17 protein-coding genes are annotated in these 16985 nt (G+C 65.8%); 14 read left to right on the forward strand and 3 right to left on the reverse strand.

The window, feature by feature from the left end:
- Nucleotides 1–326: 326 nt before the first annotated feature.
- From argC to ACIBJI_RS27045, 6 genes are all read left to right on the forward strand, one after another.
- On the forward strand, nt 327–1385 hold the full coding sequence (gene argC / locus ACIBJI_RS27020; protein ID WP_364352195.1) for an N-acetyl-gamma-glutamyl-phosphate reductase: 1059 nt from the start codon (nt 327–329) through the stop codon (nt 1383–1385).
- Nucleotides 1382–2599: a bifunctional glutamate N-acetyltransferase/amino-acid acetyltransferase ArgJ gene (gene argJ / locus ACIBJI_RS27025; RefSeq protein ID WP_364352192.1), complete on the forward strand. Its 1218-nt coding sequence runs from the start codon at nt 1382–1384 to the stop codon at nt 2597–2599. The genes argC and argJ overlap by 4 nt, the downstream gene beginning before the upstream one ends.
- On the forward strand, nt 2596–3612 hold the full coding sequence (gene argB, locus ACIBJI_RS27030; RefSeq protein ID WP_397086442.1) for an acetylglutamate kinase: 1017 nt from the start codon (nt 2596–2598) through the stop codon (nt 3610–3612). The genes argJ and argB overlap by 4 nt, the downstream gene beginning before the upstream one ends.
- On the forward strand, nt 3609–4823 hold the full coding sequence (locus tag ACIBJI_RS27035) for an acetylornithine transaminase (RefSeq protein ID WP_364352189.1): 1215 nt from the start codon (nt 3609–3611) through the stop codon (nt 4821–4823). The genes argB and ACIBJI_RS27035 overlap by 4 nt, the downstream gene beginning before the upstream one ends.
- Nucleotides 4820–5812 (forward strand): ornithine carbamoyltransferase, encoded by a 993-nt coding sequence (gene argF, locus ACIBJI_RS27040; protein ID WP_364352186.1) that lies wholly within the window; start codon nt 4820–4822, stop codon nt 5810–5812. The genes ACIBJI_RS27035 and argF overlap by 4 nt, the downstream gene beginning before the upstream one ends.
- 130 nt (nt 5813–5942) lie before the next feature.
- A complete protein-coding gene (locus ACIBJI_RS27045) occupies nt 5943–6455 on the forward strand; it encodes an arginine repressor (protein ID WP_040689265.1) in 513 nt (170 codons plus the stop codon).
- A 155-nt stretch (nt 6456–6610) separates the two neighbouring features.
- Here the strand turns inward: ACIBJI_RS27045 and ACIBJI_RS27050 are convergent, their stop codons facing one another.
- A complete protein-coding gene (locus ACIBJI_RS27050) occupies nt 6611–6760 on the reverse strand; it encodes a hypothetical protein (protein ID WP_364352182.1) in 150 nt (49 codons plus the stop codon).
- Nucleotides 6761–7013: 253 nt separating this feature from the next.
- Between ACIBJI_RS27050 and ACIBJI_RS27055 the strand changes: the two genes are divergently transcribed.
- The 8 genes from ACIBJI_RS27055 (at nt 7014) to ACIBJI_RS27090 (ending at nt 14440) form a co-directional block, all read left to right on the forward strand.
- Complete coding sequence (locus tag ACIBJI_RS27055; RefSeq protein ID WP_364352179.1) at nt 7014–8216, forward strand: argininosuccinate synthase; 1203 nt, start codon at nt 7014–7016, stop codon at nt 8214–8216.
- A gap of 110 nt (nt 8217–8326) precedes the next feature.
- Nucleotides 8327–9214: a class I SAM-dependent methyltransferase gene (locus ACIBJI_RS27060; RefSeq protein WP_364352176.1), complete on the forward strand. Its 888-nt coding sequence runs from the start codon at nt 8327–8329 to the stop codon at nt 9212–9214.
- A gap of 14 nt (nt 9215–9228) precedes the next feature.
- Complete coding sequence (gene argH / locus ACIBJI_RS27065) at nt 9229–10650, forward strand: argininosuccinate lyase (protein WP_397086446.1); 1422 nt, start codon at nt 9229–9231, stop codon at nt 10648–10650.
- Between the two features lie 179 nt (nt 10651–10829).
- Nucleotides 10830–11153 (forward strand): multidrug efflux SMR transporter, encoded by a 324-nt coding sequence (locus ACIBJI_RS27070; RefSeq protein WP_364352170.1) that lies wholly within the window; start codon nt 10830–10832, stop codon nt 11151–11153.
- 47 nt (nt 11154–11200) lie between these two features.
- Nucleotides 11201–11488 (forward strand): DUF4253 domain-containing protein, encoded by a 288-nt coding sequence (locus tag ACIBJI_RS27075; protein WP_364352167.1) that lies wholly within the window; start codon nt 11201–11203, stop codon nt 11486–11488.
- Between the two features lie 116 nt (nt 11489–11604).
- The gene (locus tag ACIBJI_RS27080; RefSeq protein WP_364352164.1) at nt 11605–12381 is read left to right on the forward strand and encodes an ATP-binding cassette domain-containing protein; all 777 of its coding nucleotides are present in this window, start codon (nt 11605–11607) and stop codon (nt 12379–12381) included.
- On the forward strand, nt 12378–13412 hold the full coding sequence (locus ACIBJI_RS27085; RefSeq protein WP_396960026.1) for an ABC transporter permease: 1035 nt from the start codon (nt 12378–12380) through the stop codon (nt 13410–13412). The genes ACIBJI_RS27080 and ACIBJI_RS27085 overlap by 4 nt, the downstream gene beginning before the upstream one ends.
- A 53-nt stretch (nt 13413–13465) precedes the next feature.
- Nucleotides 13466–14440 (forward strand): ABC transporter substrate-binding protein, encoded by a 975-nt coding sequence (locus ACIBJI_RS27090; RefSeq protein ID WP_364352158.1) that lies wholly within the window; start codon nt 13466–13468, stop codon nt 14438–14440.
- Between the two features lie 37 nt (nt 14441–14477).
- On the opposite strand, the gene ilvA is transcribed toward ACIBJI_RS27090, so the two are convergent.
- Together ilvA and ACIBJI_RS27100 are read right to left on the reverse strand one after the other, a co-directional pair.
- Complete coding sequence (ilvA, locus tag ACIBJI_RS27095; RefSeq protein ID WP_397086448.1) at nt 14478–15740, reverse strand: threonine ammonia-lyase; 1263 nt, start codon at nt 15738–15740, stop codon at nt 14478–14480.
- A 30-nt stretch (nt 15741–15770) separates the two neighbouring features.
- Entirely contained in the window at nt 15771–16940 is a 1170-nt protein-coding gene (locus ACIBJI_RS27100; protein WP_364352152.1) for a serine hydrolase domain-containing protein, read from the reverse strand.
- Nucleotides 16941–16985: the final 45 nt, after the last annotated feature.

Consider the following 16985-nt stretch of genomic DNA (forward strand, 5'->3'; position numbering starts at 1 on the left):
CACCTCGTCCGCACTGAGCGACCGTCCACGGCCCCGGTAGCGCGTCCAACTCGGGTTCTACGCCGCTGCTGGACTGTTGATCATCGTGGTCGCTACTCAGGTCGCGGTGAGCACCGGTCTGATGGGCAGTCGGGTCCACCGCGATCCTGGGACTCCCGTCTGTCCCCGTCGGGGCGGGTGCTAAATCTCATCAACCCGATTGAGATGGGTTCTTTCCGGGTATGACCGCTCAGGCGTATAACGGAACGGCCTGGTGACAAGGGTCCGGCTGGGCTATGCAGACCCCCGTTCATGAATGAGCTTGCATAATCGTGCATAATCATCACATGGTTGATTCGTCGAGTAACCCAGTGTTGCGGGTTGCTGTCGCCGGTGCCAGTGGATACGCCGGCGGCGAGGTGTTGCGTCTCTTGCTCGGTCATCCGGCCTACCGCGACGGGCGCCTCGTCATCGGGGCGCTGACCGCGGGATCGAATGCGGGTAGCACGCTGGGGGAGCTCCAGCCGCACCTGCTGCCCCTAGCCGACCGCGTGCTCGCGCCGACCACGCTCGACGAGCTGGCCGGCCATGACATCGTCTTCCTCGGCCTGCCGCACGGCCAATCGGCGGCCATCGCGGAGCAGCTGCCGGAGTCGACGGTGATCATCGACTGCGGCGCCGACTTCCGGCTGACCGACGCGGTCGCCTGGGAGAAGTACTACGGCACCACGCACGCGGGCAGCTGGCCCTATGGCCTACCGGAACTGCCGGGCGGGCGCGAGCGGCTGCGCGGCGCGCACCGGATCGCCGTTCCCGGTTGCTATCCCACGGTCGCCAGCCTCGCGCTGGCACCCGCGATCGCGGCCGGAATCGTCGAACCGAAGGTGAATGTTGTTGCGGTGAGCGGTACTTCGGGCGCGGGCCGCAAACTCGATATCGGTCTGCTCGGCTCCGAGGTGATGGGTTCGGTGCGGGCCTATGGCATCGCGGGCGCGCACCGGCACACCCCGGAAATCGCGCAGAACCTGCGGGCCGCCGGTGGTAGCGAGGTCGCCGTGTCGTTCACCCCGGTGCTGGCGCCGATGCCGCGTGGCATCCTCGCGACCTGCACGGCCCCGACCCGAGTCGACGCTGAACAGGCTCGCGCGGTCTATGAAAAGGCTTACGCCGACGAACCATTCGTGCAGCTGCTGCCAGAAGGCACACTGCCGCAGACGGGTTCGGTACTCGGCTCCAATGCCGTCACCCTCCAGGTCGCGGTGGATGCCGATGCCGGACTGCTGGTGGTGATCGGCGCGATCGACAACCTGACCAAGGGCACCGCGGGCGCCGCGGTTCAATCCATGAATCTGGCGGTCGGATTCGACGAGACCGCAGGACTTTCCACCGTAGGAGTGGCACCGTGACGACGATCGGAACTCCGGCAGGCAAGCTGGTCCGGAGCCAGGGCGTGACCGCACCGCTCGGCTTCCGGGCTGCTGGCATCGCCGCTGGCATCAAGGCCAGCGGAAAACCCGATCTGGCACTGGTATTCAACGAGGGCCCGGAATACGCGGCCGCAGGCGTGTTCACCCGCAACCAGGTGAAGGCCGCACCGGTGCTGTGGTCGCAGCAGGTGCTCACCACTGGCCGCTTGCGTGCGGTGATCCTGAATTCCGGTGGAGCCAATGCCTGTACCGGTCCAGGCGGATTCCAGGATACCCACCAGACCGCCGAGGAATTGGCCAAGGCGCTGAGTAATTGGGGCACCGAAACCGGCGCGGGCGAAATCGCGGTCTGCTCAACGGGTTTGATCGGCGATCGGCTGCCGATGGACAAGGTGATCCCGGCCGTCACCGAGATCGTGCACGAAATGGGCGGCGGACTGTCCGGCGGACTCGATGCGGCGCACGCGATCATGACAACCGACACCGTGCCCAAGGAAGCGGCGTTCCACCACCGCGACAAGTGGAATGTCGGCGGCATGGCCAAGGGCGCGGGCATGCTCGCCCCCTCGCTGGCGACCATGCTGGTGGTGCTCACCACCGATGCCGCCGCGAGTGCCGAACAGCTGGATCGCGCACTGCGCAACGCGACGCGGCTCACCTTCGACCGGCTCGATGTCGACGGCTCCTGCTCCACCAATGACACCGTGTTGCTGCTCGCCAACGGGGCGAGCGAGGCCACGCCGTCACAGGAGGACCTCGACGCTGCGGTGCTCGCGGTCTGCGACGATCTGGCCGCCCAGCTGATGGCCGACGCAGAGGGCGTGACCAAGCGGGTGCAGATCACCGTCGCCGGTGCGGTCTCCGAGGATGAGGCGCTGATCGCGGCGCGCGCCGTCGCCCGCGACAGTCTGGTCAAGACCGCGCTCTTCGGTTCCGACCCGAACTGGGGCCGGGTGCTCGCCGCCGTCGGCATCGCGCCGATCACCCTGGATCCGAACCGGATCTCGGTGTCGTTCAACGGAAATCCGGTCTGCGTCGACGGCGTCGGAGCGCCGGGTGCGCGCGAGGTAGATCTGTCCGGCGCCGATATCGAGGTGCGGATCGAACTGAATGTCGGTGACGGCACCGCCACCGTGCGGACCACCGATCTGTCGCACGGCTATGTCGAAGAGAATTCGGCCTACAGCTCATGATCGAGCGCGGCGAGCGAACCCTCAACACAGCCGGCATCGCTGGGCACGGCGAAGGTGAGCGCCAGCGAGCCGGAGCCATTACCAGCGATGCGGTGCAGGGACTTTCGGCGTTGGACAAGGCGCACGTCCTCGCCGACGCATTGCCGTGGCTGCAGAAGTTCCGCGACAAAATCGTAGTCGTCAAATATGGCGGCAATGCGATGATCGATGCGGGCCTGAAACATGCCTTCGCCGCCGATATGGCGTTCCTGCGCACCGTCGGTGTGCAACCGGTGGTGGTGCACGGCGGCGGACCGCAGATCAGCGCAATGCTGAAAAAGCTTGGGCTGCAAGGCGAATTTCGCGGTGGCTTCCGCGTCACCACACCCGAGGTAATGGACGTGGTGCGGATGGTGCTGTTCGGTCAGGTCGGTCGGGAACTGGTCGGGCTGATCAATGCGCACGGCCCGTACGCGGTCGGCATCTCCGGTGAAGACGCGCGCCTGTTCACCGCGACTCGACGCACCGTCGATGTCGACGGCGAGGCGACAGATATCGGGCTGGTCGGCGATGTCACCGAGGTGAATGCCGACGCGGTGCTCGACCTCATCGGCGCGGGGCGCATTCCGGTGGTCTCCACCATCGCCCCGGATGCCGACGGCGTGGTGCACAACATCAATGCCGATACCGCTGCGGCCGCGCTCGCCGAGGGTATCGGCGCGGAAAAGCTGGTGATCCTGACCGACGTCGAGGGCCTGTACACCAACTGGCCGGACCGTTCGTCGCTCACCTCGCACCTCGACGCCGCCGAACTGGCCGAGTTGCTCCCGCGACTTGATGCGGGCATGGTGCCCAAGATGGAAGCCTGCCTGCGCGCCGTGCAGGGCGGAGTGCCGACCGCACATGTCATCGACGGTCGGGTCCCGCATTCGGTGCTGTTGGAACTGTTCACCGGAGAAGGAATCGGAACGATGGTGACGCCCGCCCCGCTGCCGACGAGCGCGGCGGACACACTGAACGGAACGAAAATATGAGTGACACAGCAGAGCTGCAACAGCGGTGGTCCGCCGCGTTGATGAAGAACTACGCCACCCCCAAGGTCGCGCTGGTGCGCGGTGCGGGTGCGGTGGTCTACGACGCGGACGGCAAACGCTACATCGACTTTCTCGGCGGCATCGCGGTCAACAGCCTCGGCCACGCACATCCGGCGATTCTGGAAGCCGTCACCCAGCAGCTCGGCACATTGGGCCACACCTCGAATATCTACGCCAACGAACCGGTCATCGAACTGGCCGAACGGCTGCTCGCGCACTTCGGTGACGGTGAATTCGGGGACGGCCACGGCCGCGCGTTCTTCTGCAACTCCGGCACCGAGGCCGTTGAGGCGGCGTTCAAAATGGCGCGGCTGACCGGTCGGCCCAAGATCATCGCGACCGATGAGGCCTTCCACGGCCGGACCATGGGTGCGCTCGCGCTCACCGGACAGCCCTCCAAGCGGACGCCGTTCGAGCCGATGCCCGCCGGTGTCGTCCATGTGCCCTACGGCGATGTGGCGGCGCTCGAGGCGGTTGTCGACGAGGACACCGCGGCGGTATTCCTCGAACCGATGATGGGGGAGAGCGGCGTTGTCGTGCCGCCGATCGACTATCTGGTGAAGGCGCGGGAGATCACCGCGCGTCACGGTGCGCTGCTGGTCCTCGACGAGGTGCAGACCGGTATCGGCCGGTGCGGAAAGTTCTACGCGCATCAGGCATTCGGCATTGTGCCGGATGTGATCACACTGGCCAAGGGGCTCGGCGGTGGGCTGCCGATCGGTGCGGTGCTGGCCACCGGACCGGCCGCCGATCTGCTGACGCCGGGTCTGCACGGCACCACGTTCGGCGGCAACGCGGTCTGTGCCGCAGCGGCTTTGGCGGTTCTGCGGACCATCGATGAGACCGATCTGCTCGCTCATGTCGAATCCGTCGGCAAGCGGCTCAGTGATGGCATCGAACTGCTCGAGCACCCGCTGATCGATCACGTGCGGGGCGCGGGTCTGCTGCTCGGTATCGTGCTGACCGACGATATCTCGGCCGAGGTCGAGAACCGGGCGCGCGAGGCGGGCTATCTGGTGAATGCGCCCAAGCCCAATATCATTCGGCTCGCGCCGCCGCTGGTGCTCACCGAGACCCAGGCCGACAATTTCGTCGGCGATCTGCCCGAGATCCTCGACGGTGCGATCGCGGACGCCAAGGGGGACAAATGAGTACAGCATCGCGGAGCGATTCCCGGAGGGGCGGCGGCCGGGATACGGGTGGACCGATTCGGCACTTTCTGCGCGACGATGATGTCACGCCTGCCGAGCAGGCCGAAATCCTCGCGCTGGCAGCGGAATTGAAGAAGGACCCGTTCGCGCACCGGCCGCTGGAGGGGCCGCGCGGAGTCGGGGTGATCTTCGAGAAGAACTCCACCCGCACGCGGTTCTCGTTCGAGATGGGTATTGCGCAGCTCGGCGGGCATGCGGTGGTGGTCGACGGTCGCGACACCCAGCTCGGGCGCGAGGAGACGCTCGGCGATACCGGCAGGGTGCTCTCGCGCTATGTCGATGCGATCGTGTGGCGCACCTTCGAACAGCTGCGTTTGGACGAAATGGCGGTTACCGCAACGGTTCCGGTCGTCAATGCCTTGTCCAATGAGTTCCACCCTTGTCAGGTGCTCGCCGATCTCCAGACCCTCGTCGAGCGCAAGGGCAGTCTGGTCGGACGCAACCTCACCTACTTCGGCGACGGCGCGAACAATATGGCGCACTCGCTGCTGCTCGGTGGTGTGACTGCGGGCATGAACGTAACCATCGCCGCGCCAACGGGTTTCGAACCATTGCCATGGATCCTGGAAGCCGCGCGCAAGCGGGCGGCCGAGACCGGCGCGACCATCACCCTCACCGGCGACCCGGTTGCCGCCGCGGCGGGTGCCGATGCTCTGGTGACCGATACCTGGACTTCCATGGGTCAGGAGAACGACGGTCTCGATCGCGTCGGCCCATTCCGTCCGTTCCAGCTCAACGACGATCTGCTTGCCAAGGCGCAGCCGGATGCCCTTGTGCTGCACTGCCTTCCGGCGCATCGCGGCGAGGAGATCACCGACGAGGTGCTCGACGGACCGCATAGCGCGGTGTGGGACGAGGCGGAAAATCGGCTGCATGCACAGAAGGCGCTGCTGGTGTGGTTGTTGGCCAAGCGAGGTGAGGCGCGGTGAGTGCTTGCGAGCGATCCGGTGCCGCGGCAGCGACAGACTCGAGGGCTCGGGGTGACCACGCGGGGCCCCGCGGCCGATCCAACACGGCCTTCTTCGGGCCCGGTGCGAGACGTTTCGGTGAGGCATGGTCATGACCGTCCAGCCCGACGCGGGTAAGTCCGCTCCCGCTATCGCTCGAACCCGCGCCGGCCGCCAGTCCCGCATTATCGAACTGCTGACGGCCCACGCGGTCCGCAGCCAGACCGAACTCGCCGCGCTGCTCGCCGCCGAAGGCATCGAAACCACTCAGGCCACTCTTTCCCGCGACCTCGATGAACTCGGCGCCGTCAAACTGCGCGCCGCCGACGGCGGTGCGGGTGTCTACGTGGTGCCCGAAGACGGCAGCCCGGTGCGCGGTGTCACGGGTGGAACCGACCGCCTCTCCAAACTCCTCGGCGACCTCCTGGTCTCCACCGATGCCAGCGGCAATATCGCCGTACTGCGCACCCCACCTGGCGCCGCCCACTACTTGGCCAGCGCTCTGGACCGCGCTGCCCTCCCCTTCATCGTGGGCACCATCGCTGGCGACGACACCATCGCGGTAATAGCCCGCGAACCCCTCACAGGCGCCGAACTAGCCGCCAAAATCGAGGAACTGGCCTGAGGCGCGAACTCTCGTCGCGCAGAGTCGCCGGTCGCTCGACGTGACCGACACTGCGATTGGTGACGCACATCAGTGGCTACCCCGCATAGGGCACAACATGGTCGAGGCGAGCGCTGGATGGCGATGCTATTGCACGGCGCGAGTCTTCTTGTGCCTCAGCCGAACGGGTATTGGCCGCCGCTGTGGGGGGTGTCTGGAGTGCCGACGCTGATGATGTCTTGGACGAGGTCGAGTAGGGCGCGGCCGAGGTCGAGGACGTCGTTGCCGAGGGTGCTGAATTCTCCTGCTATGAGGTGCAGCAGCATGGGTCCGTCCTTTGCCCGCTCCGATAGTTAACGGATAAAGCGTGACATAGGTGCAAGGGGGTGCCAAGGTGCTACCGGGAAGGTTGAACTCGGACCCGGTTGTGAATGGGCTTGCATCATCGTGCATAATCATTTGCAAGACGGTGAGGGCCGCCTGACGTGCGATTTGGGCGCGTCGGTGGGCGCCGCGCCCAGCCGCCCGCGGATGCGGGCACGACCTGCAGACAAGCACGAAACCGAGGAGCACAAAGACATGTCCGAGCGCGTCGTACTCGCCTACTCCGGTGGGCTCGATACCTCCGTTGCGATCAGCTGGATCGGCAAGGAGACCGGCGCCGAGGTCGTGGCGGTCGCCATCGATCTGGGCCAGGGCGGCGAGGACATGAATGTGGTGCGCCAGCGTGCGCTGGACTGCGGCGCCGTCGAGGCGATCGTGGTCGATGCGCGCGACGAATTCGCCAACGAGTACTGCCTGCCGACCATCCAGGCCAACGCCATGTACATGGGCCAGTACCCGCTGGTCTCGGCGATCAGCCGCCCGCTCATCGTCAAGCACCTGGTCGAGGCCGCCAAGTTCCATGGCGCGAGCACCGTCGCGCACGGCTGCACCGGTAAGGGCAACGATCAGGTCCGCTTCGAGGTCGGCATCGGCGCGCTGGCTCCCGACCTGAATGTGATCGCCCCGGTCCGCGACTACGCCTGGACTCGGGAGAAGGCCATCGCCTTCGCCGAGGAGAACCAGCTCCCGATCAATGTCACCAAGAAGTCGCCGTTCTCGATCGACCAGAACGTGTGGGGTCGCGCGGTGGAGACCGGCTTCCTCGAGGACCTCTGGAATGCGCCGACCAAGGACGTCTACGACTACACCTCGGACCCGACGGTGAACTTCGAGGCGCCCGACGAACTCATCGTCACCTTCGACAAGGGTGTACCGGTCGCCATCGACGGTCGCCAGGTCAGCGTGCTCGAGGCCATCGTCGAGCTGAACCACCGGGCGGGCCGCCAGGGCGTCGGTCGCCTCGATATGGTCGAGGACCGGCTCGTCGGCATCAAGAGCCGCGAGATCTACGAGGCCCCCGGCGCGATCGCGCTGATCACCGCGCACCAGGCCCTGGAAAACGTCACCATCGAGCGCGAACTGGGCCGCTACAAGCGGCAGGTCGAGCAGCGCTGGGGCGAGCTGGCCTACGACGGCCTCTGGTTCTCCCCCCTCAAGCGTGCACTGGATGCCTTCGTCGCCGAAACCCAGCAGCACGTCACCGGCGATATCCGGATGGTGCTGCACGGCGGTTCCGTCGTGGTCAACGGCCGCCGCTCCGAGCAGTCGCTCTACGACTTCAACCTGGCCACCTACGACGAGGGCGACAGCTTCGACCAGTCGCTCGCCAAGGGATTCGTGCAGATCCACGGCCTGTCCTCCAAGGTCGCGGCCCGTCGCGACCTCAACCAGAAGTAGGCGTCGCCTTCGCTCGGCCGAGCGCGCGAGATTCAGCGACGGACTGCGTCCGACTGCGCCTATTAGGCTCGATCGGGTCGGTGCCATCGCGCCGACCCGAAAGGAGCGCCATGCGGACCGACGACGACAGCTGGGATATCGAGTCGAGCGTGGGCGCCACCGCCCTCGGCGTCGCCGCCATGCGCGCGGCCGAATCCCGTCGCCCGGACGCGCTGTTCCACGACTCCTATGCCGAACTGCTGGTGACGGCCGTCGGCTCGGAGTCGTGGACGCGCATCGCCCGCGGTGAGGTCGAGGGCCTCGAGGAGGCCGCGACGCGGGCGATGGGCCCGATCATCGGCTCGTTGATCGCGCGCACCTGCTATTTGGATACTTACTGCCAGGATGCGGCTACTGACGGCATCAGTCAGTTCGTCATCCTGGCAGCGGGCTTGGATGCTAGAGCGTACCGACTCGAATGGCCCAGCGGGACAACGGTATTCGAATTGGATCTGCCAAAGGTATTGGAGTTCAAGGCGGTAGCGCTCGCGGACGTAGAGCCTGTGGCAGAGCGCCGTGAGGTTGCGGTGGATCTGCGTCAGGATTGGCCAACGGCGATGCGGGAGCACGGATTCGACCCTGCCGTGCCGACGGCATGGCTGGTCGAGGGACTGTTGCGCTACCTCCCGGCGGATGCGCAGGACCGGCTGTTCGACAGCATCGTGGCGCTGAGTGCGCCGGGCAGTCGCGTGGGGATCTACCGCTCGGGAATGCCGGCACCCGACCCGAATGCCGTGCGAGAGGTGGAATCCGCTGAAATCGACGTCCGGGTCGACGTCGGCACCCTGTGGTATTCCGACGAGGGCCGCAGCGATCCGATCGACTGGTTCACCAGCCATGGCTGGACGGCGACCCGCGCCGATCCGGTCGAGGTACTGCGCAACCGCGGCCGCGAAGTGCCGCAAGACGCCGCCGCGAAAATGACCACCGACATTTTGTTCACCGCCCGACGACCCTGAGGAGACAGCACACGATGACGCAGAGCGGCAGCACCAACGAAGGGGCGCTCTGGGGCGGACGTTTCGCGTCCGGACCGGCCGCGGCGATGGCCGCGCTGAGCAAGTCGACCCATTTCGACTGGGCGCTGGCTCCCTACGACATTCGCGCGTCGAAGGCACACGCGCGCGTGCTGCACAAGGCGGGACTGCTGTCGGAGAGCGACCTCGCCGCCATGCTGGCCGGACTGGATAACCTTGCGGCGGACGTGGATTCGGGTGCGTTTGCCCCCGCCGAGGCCGACGAGGACGTGCACGGTGCGCTGGAGCGCGGGCTGATCGATCGGGTCGGCGCCGAACTCGGCGGCCGACTGCGGGCCGGGCGCTCGCGTAATGACCAGGTGGCCACGCTCTTTCGGATGTGGCTGCGTGATGCGGCGCGCCGGGTCGCCGCCGGGCTTCTCGAGGTGGTCGACGCGCTGGTCGCCCAGGCGGCCGCGCATCCGGATGCGGTGATGCCAGGCAAGACGCATCTGCAGGCCGCGCAGCCGGTGCTGCTCGCGCATCATCTGCTCGCACACGCGCATCCGCTGCTGCGCGACATCGATCGGCTGCGCGACTTCGATAAGCGGGCGGCGGTGTCGCCCTACGGTTCGGGCGCCCTGGCCGGTTCCTCGCTCGGACTCGATCCGGAAGCCATCGCGACCGAACTGGATTTCGATGCGGCGGCGGCGAATTCGATCGACGCCACCTCCGCACGTGATTTCGCGGCCGAGGCGGCGTTCGTGCTCGCCATGATCGGCGTCGATCTGAGCAGGATGGCCGAAGAGGTGATCATCTGGAGCACACCGGAATTCGGTTACATCACCCTCGCCGACGCCTGGTCCACGGGCTCGTCGATCATGCCGCAGAAGAAGAATCCGGACGTCTCCGAACTCACTCGTGGCAAGGCCGGTCGCCTCATCGGCAATCTGACCGGACTACTGGCCACTCTGAAAGCCCAACCGCTCGCCTACAACCGGGATCTGCAGGAGGACAAGGAGCCCCTGTTCGATTCGGTCGCCCAGCTCGAGCTGCTGCTCCCGGCCATCGCGGGCCTGGTCTCGACGCTCACCTTCCACACCGACCGCATGGCCGAACTCGCCCCCGCCGGTTTCACCCTTGCCACCGATATCGCCGAATGGCTTGTCCGGCAGGGTGTTCCGTTCCGTGTCGCGCACGAGGCCGCAGGCGCCTGTGTGCGCGCCGCCGAGGCGCGCGGCGTCGGCCTGGACGAACTGACCGACGAAGAATTCGCCGCCATCGATCCCGCCCTGACCCCGCAGGTCCGCGAAGTCCTCACCGTGCAGGGCTCGATCGCCTCCCGCAACGCCCGCGGCGGAACCGCAGGCGTCCAGGTAGCGGCCCAACTCACCGAGATCCGCAACACCGTCGCCACCCTGCGCTCCCTTTCCTCCTAACCCGCGCCTCGCGCAGGCCCTCAGCTCAACGATCAAGATCAGGTGGAACTGAGGGCGGCATCGCCCGAGAGGCCCCACCATCAGTGCCACCTGATCTTGATCCAGGCCCTGTTGCTGGGGCGGGTGATCTTTCGATCCGCCGGTGCAAACCCTTAATATCGCTGGTTTACGCTGCGCCGATGACCCTGCTGTTGCTGGCGCTGGCCATCGCCTCCGAAATCACCGCGACCGTATCGCTCAAAATCTCCGACGGTTTCACCAAATTGGTGCCCGCGATCATCGTTGTCCTCGGCTATAGCGCGGCCTTCTTCTTCCTGTCCCAGGCTTTGAAGCGCGGCATGCCGATCGGTGTCGCCTATGGCATCTGGTCGGCGGTCGGCGTCGCGGCCATCGCCGTCATCGGTGTCCTTTTCCTCGACGAAAGACTTTCGCTGATCCAGGTCGGCGGCATCGCATTGGTGATTCTCGGTGTCTTGGCTCTGGAACTCGGTGGCGCACATTGACATCCACGCGGCGAGATTGCCGGTGGGTGGCTGTTGAATGACGGCTCATGAAGAGAGATTTCGAGGCGCTCAACTACGCCCTCGACGGCGCCGACCACGCGTTGATGCTGCGCCGGTGGGCGGCCTCGGAGCGCAGCTGCGAACTCGTCGCATTGGATTCCGACACACTGTGGCTCGCCGTCGCACACGAGCCGGAGCTGACCGAAGACGCCGCGCTCGCGCAGGCCTTGGAGGGGTATCTGTACTGCCCGGACGCTGCCGAACAGGATCGCGATTCACTCGATGAACTCGCCGAATCCATGCTTCGGCAGCTGTGGCGCTTCTGGTGGGACTGATCGGTCTCGTTGCGCCCTGCGCATTTTGCCGAATTCGTCCCATGGGAGGCGGCGGCGAACGTAGCATCGGCCGATGGATCGGACGCTTGCTCAGCTGAGTAGACGCGGGTAAGGGTATGGCATCGGAACCGGGCGATGTAGTACTCGAGGCCCAGGCGTTGGGGAAACGCTACGGCGGTGTCGAGGCGTTGCGGGGAGCCAACTTTCAGGTCCGCGCCGGTGAGGTCGTCGCATTGATCGGCGATAACGGCGCGGGTAAATCCACACTGGTGAAATGCCTTTCCGGGGCGGAACAACCGGATTCGGGGACCATCCTGCTCGACGGTTCGGAAACGGTGCTCGGTACGCCGACCGCCGCACGCAATCTCGGCATCGAAACCGTATATCAGGACCTCGCCGTCGCACCCGATCTGGACCCGGCCGCCAACCTCTTCCTCGGCCGGGAACTGATTCGCCGCGGGTGGGCGGGCAGACTCGGCATGCTCGACAAGCGGGCGATGCGAAACCAAGCCGTCGAGCACTTCCGACGCCTCGGCGTGACACTGCAGAGCGCTGATGTGCCGATCGGCGCCCTGTCGGGCGGACAGCGCCAGAGTGTCGCTGTGGCGCGCGCGGTGCTGTGGGCGAGCAAGGTCGTCTTCATGGACGAACCGACCGCGGCCCTCGGGGTTGTGCAGCGCGAGCGGGTGCTCGAGGTGATCCGCAATGTGCGCGACCAGGGCATTGCCGTCGTTCTGATCAGCCACAATATGCCCGAGGTGCTAGCGGTGGCCGACCGGATCGAGGTGCTGCGACTCGGCAAGCGGGTGGCCCGGTTCGTCGCCGCCGATGCGACGCTGGAGCAGTTGGTCGGCGCGATGACCGGAGCGCTGTCACATGAGGACGCCGCATGAGGAAAGCAGCGCCGAATGGCGGCCCCGATCTGCCGGAACGCACTGTACTGCAACGACTTCTGGGCGCGAGTACGTTGTGGATCGGTGTGGTGCTCGTTGTACTATACGTCGTTTTCAGCGTCATCCGCCCCGACGCCTTCCCCACCCGCTTCACCCTGCAGACTCTGCTGATCGAAACGTCGGTGCTGCTGGTGCTTTCGGTGGGCATGACCTTCGTGATCATCACCGCTGGCATCGACCTGTCGGTCGGCATGGTGCTGATCTTCGCGGGCGTGCTCGGCGCGAAAACGATGGAATGGCTGAGTCCCGACGAGAACGCGACCGGCGCCGGCTGGGGAATTATCGGTGTCGGTTTCCTGATTTCCATTGCGGGCGGCGGCATCTGGGGCCTGCTCAATGGAATTCTGGTGGCAAAGGCCAAGATTCCACCGCTGATCGTCACACTCGGCTCATTCGGTGCGGCACTCGGTGCGGCACAACTCATCACCGGCGGTGTCGACACCAGAACGGTGCCCGATAAGCTGCGCAACTCGTTGGGTTTCGGGACGTCACTGGGTGGCGTACCGAATCTGGTGCTGGTCGCGGCGGTGGTAACGGTGCTCGCCGCCTTGGTGCTGCACACAACCCGATTCGGCCGCTACACCTATGCGATCGGCTCCAATGAGGAGGCCGCGCGGCGCTCGGGCATCGCGGTCACCCGCCACCTCGTGCTGGTCTATCTGATGACCGGATTACTCGCCGGGCTGGCCGGATTCATGAATCTGGCCTACTTCGGCACGACCACCATCGGCGGACACGGTACCGACAATCTGGATGCCATCGCCGGTGTAGTCATCGGCGGGACAAGCCTTTTCGGCGGGATCGGCACCATCGTCGGCACCGTCATCGGCGTCTTCATTCCGTCGGTGCTGCGCAAGGGCTTCGTCATCGCGGGTGTGCCGGTGTTCTGGCAGCCGATCGCGGTGAGCGCGGTGCTGGTCGGGGCGGTGTGGTTCGACCAACTGCGCCGCCGGGCCCGAGACCGCAAGTAGAGAGGTAAGCAGTTACAACACTGCGCGATAAGAGAATAGGCGGAGGTAGCCAAATGAGGGTGGCGAAGCGGACCGCGGTGGTGATCGGCGCGATGGCGGCGGTCGGCGCACTGGTGGTGGGCTGTGGTGGTTCGGTGAACAATTCCGGCAGCACGGATGCCAAGAAATTGGTGCTGATTCCGGGTGTCGCCGACGAACCGTTCTACATCTCCATGCAGTGCGGCGCGCAGGACGAGGCGAGCAAACTCGGCTACAAACTGCAGACGCAGGCGCCGACCAAATTCGATGCGGGCGCGCAGACTCCGGTGCTGACCGGCGTGGTGGCCAATAAGCCAGGCGGCATCCTGATCGCCCCTACCCATGCGCAGGCAATGGCGAATCCGATCAAACAGGCCAAGGATGCCGGGATCAAAATCATCGAGGTCGATACCGCACTGGACGACACCTCGATCGCGCTGTCGTCGATCGCATCCGATAACAAGAAGGGCGGCGAACTCGCGGCGCAGACGCTCGCCAAGCTCATCGGCGACAAGGGCCCCGTACTGGTGATCAACACCAAGGCCGGAACCTCCACTACCGACGCGCGTGCCCAGGGTTTCGAAGATGCGGTGAAGGCCTATTCGGGCATCACCTCGCTCGGCGTGCAGTACAACAATAATGAAGCGGCTCAGGCGGCTTCGATCGTCACCGCGACACTGGCCGCCCATCCCGACCTCGCCGGGATCTTCGCCACCAACCTGAGTTCGGCCGAAGGCGCGGCCACCGGATTGCGCAATGCCAATAAGCTCGGCCAGGTCAAATTGGTCGGCTTCGACGCGAGTCCGAAACAGGTCGAGGATCTGAAAGCCGGTACCGTGCAGGCACTTATCGCACAGGATCCGGCCGGGATCGGCGCGAAGGGCGTCGACGAGGCCGCGGCCGCGCTGGAGGGCAAGCCAGTGATCCGCAATATCCAGACCGATATGGTGGCTATTACCCAGGCCGATATGGATGCCAACTCGAAGTACTTCTACAAGCGCAAATGCTGACGGAGTCGACGTTGGGTCCGAGCACGCTCGGACCCGACTAATCCTCCACGCGCACCGCGTACCCTGAATTCTCCAGCGCGGCAAGCACATCGTCTCGGTGCGTAGGACCCCGGGTCTCCAACGTCAGCGATACCTCGACCTCGTCGACCGCGAGCCACCCACCGGTCCGCGAGTGCACCACATCCACCACGCTCGCCCCGGTCTTCCCGATCACGGCGAGCAATCCGCTCAACGCGCCGGGAAGATCCGGAATCGTCACGCGTACAGCCAGATACCGCCCGGCCGCACCCAGTCCGTGACCGATGATTCTGGTCAGCATCATCGGATCGATATTGCCACCGGACAGGATCGCGCATACCGACCCCTGCAGCCCGAGTTCGGTGGGCTCGCAACTCATCAGGGCCGCCACCGCGGCGGCACCGGCGGGCTCGACGATCAACTTCGCGCGTTCCAGACACAGCAGCAGCGCCTTGGACAGCGCATCCTCATCTACCGTCACCACTGCGGGCACATGCGCCGCGACATGCGCGAACGGCACCTCACCCGGCAGTCCGACCGCAATACCGTCGGCCATGGTCGACATCCGCGCCACCCGCATCGGCTTACCCGCCGCCAGCGAATCCGGCCATGCCGCGGCCTGGGCCGCCTGCACCCCGACCACCCGCACTCGCGGTGCGACATGATGCAGGGCAATGGCGACCCCAGCGAGGAGCCCACCACCGCCGGTCGGCACGATCACCGTTCCGACCTCGGGCATCTGCTCGATGATCTCCAGTGCCACCGTCGCCTGCCCGGCGACGATATCGGCGTGATCGAACGGATGGATCAGTGTCGCACCGGTCCGTTCGGCGAAATCCAGTGCGGCATCCAGCGAGTCGTCGATGGTCTCACCGACCTGGCGCACCTCGGCGCCATACGCCTTGGTGGCCACCAACTTCGGCAGCGAAGCACCCATCGGCATGAACACGGTCGAGCGAATCCCGAGCGAAGCCGCGGCCCATGCGACGCCCTGCGCGTGATTGCCCGCACTTGCCGCCACCACGCCGCGCGCCCGATCTTGCGCCGGTAGGTTCGCGATCCGGAAATACGCCCCGCGCGGCTTGAAGGAGCCAGTGCGCTGTAGGTTTTCGCACTTCAGCCGCACCTCGGTTCCGGCAAGCTCTGACAACACCCGTGACGCGACCACCGGCGTCCGTCGAATCACCGGCGCCAATGCCGCCGCGGCCGCCTCGATCCGCTCCAGTCCCAGCAACTCCATGCGCCCATGCTGCCAGCCCATGGCACGAATGCGCTGCGACATGGTCAGGAATCATCCGATGATTTCCCGCGCCTATCCGGCCTTCGCGATATTGTGCGCAATGGCGCCGAGCCGCGCCAGTCGCGCATCGCCCAACGGCGTCAACCTCCCACCGAGCCGATTGGTGACGAAGGCCAGCGACATACCGGTAGCCGGATCAGCGAACGCCCCCGAACCACCGAGGCCGAAATGACCGAAGGCGGAGACGGGTTCGGCCTTCGACGGCTTCATCGGCACACCGTGGTAGCCCAGCGCCCACGGAATGCGAAACGCTAGAACGTAATCGGGAGTGAAGACCTGGCGCTGGGTGATCTGTTCGATCGTTTCCGGCCGCAACAACTGGAAGTCCCCGAGTCGCCCATCGGTCGCGAGCGCGCTGTACATCCTCGCCAGCGCACGCGCCGAGAAGACCCCGTTGACGCCCGGAATCACGCAATCATGCAGGCGCGGATCGGAAACCATATCGGCGAACCCGCGTGGTGTGGTTTCGGCGGCCGCCGCGAAACGAGTCCGGCCCATCAGCCGCGCACTGTTGTCCCAATTCATCCCCGCGACGGTGAGCCGCGGAAAGTTGGTGGCAATGCGGCCGCGCTCGGATTCCGGCACCCGGAACCAGAGCTCTTGCGCCGCAAGTGGTTCCGCGATTTCGGTGCGCAGCAGCTCGGTGAAGTCCGAACCGGAGACCCGTCGAATCAGCTCGGCGACCAAATGTCCGAAGGAGATTCCGTGATAGCCGCTGGTCACCGTGTGGCGCGGATCGGGGGCGCAGGCCGCGAGTGCGGCGGTGACCTCGGCATCGTCGAAGAAACGCGCCACCGGCCCTGGCAGCAGATCACGCAACCGATGCAGACCCGCCCGATGCGTGAGCATTTCCCGCACCGTAATGCGGTCCTTACCCGCCGCCCCGAATTCGGGCCAGTAGGTGGCGACCGGCTCGTCGTAGTCGAACAGACCGCGCTCGGCCAGTCGGTGCGCCAGCGTCGAGACCACACCCTTGCCGGTGGAATAGGCCATTGCCACGGTATCGGCGGCCCACGGCACGCCCGGATGCGCGAATCCGGCCCACACGTCCACCACCGGTTCGCCATGCTGATAGACCACGAGCGACCCGCCGCCGTCGCTCGGCCGCCGAAACAGTCTGTCGAACTCGGCGACCAGGCGCACATAGCGACGATCCACCGACTGCGTTGCCGTAAGTGTCATCGGATTACCTCTGTCGTTAGGCCGACCAACAGCATCGCACGACGG

The organism is Nocardia sp. NPDC050408 (assembly GCF_044458905.1).
Classification (GTDB): Bacteria; Actinomycetota; Actinomycetes; order Mycobacteriales; family Mycobacteriaceae; genus Nocardia.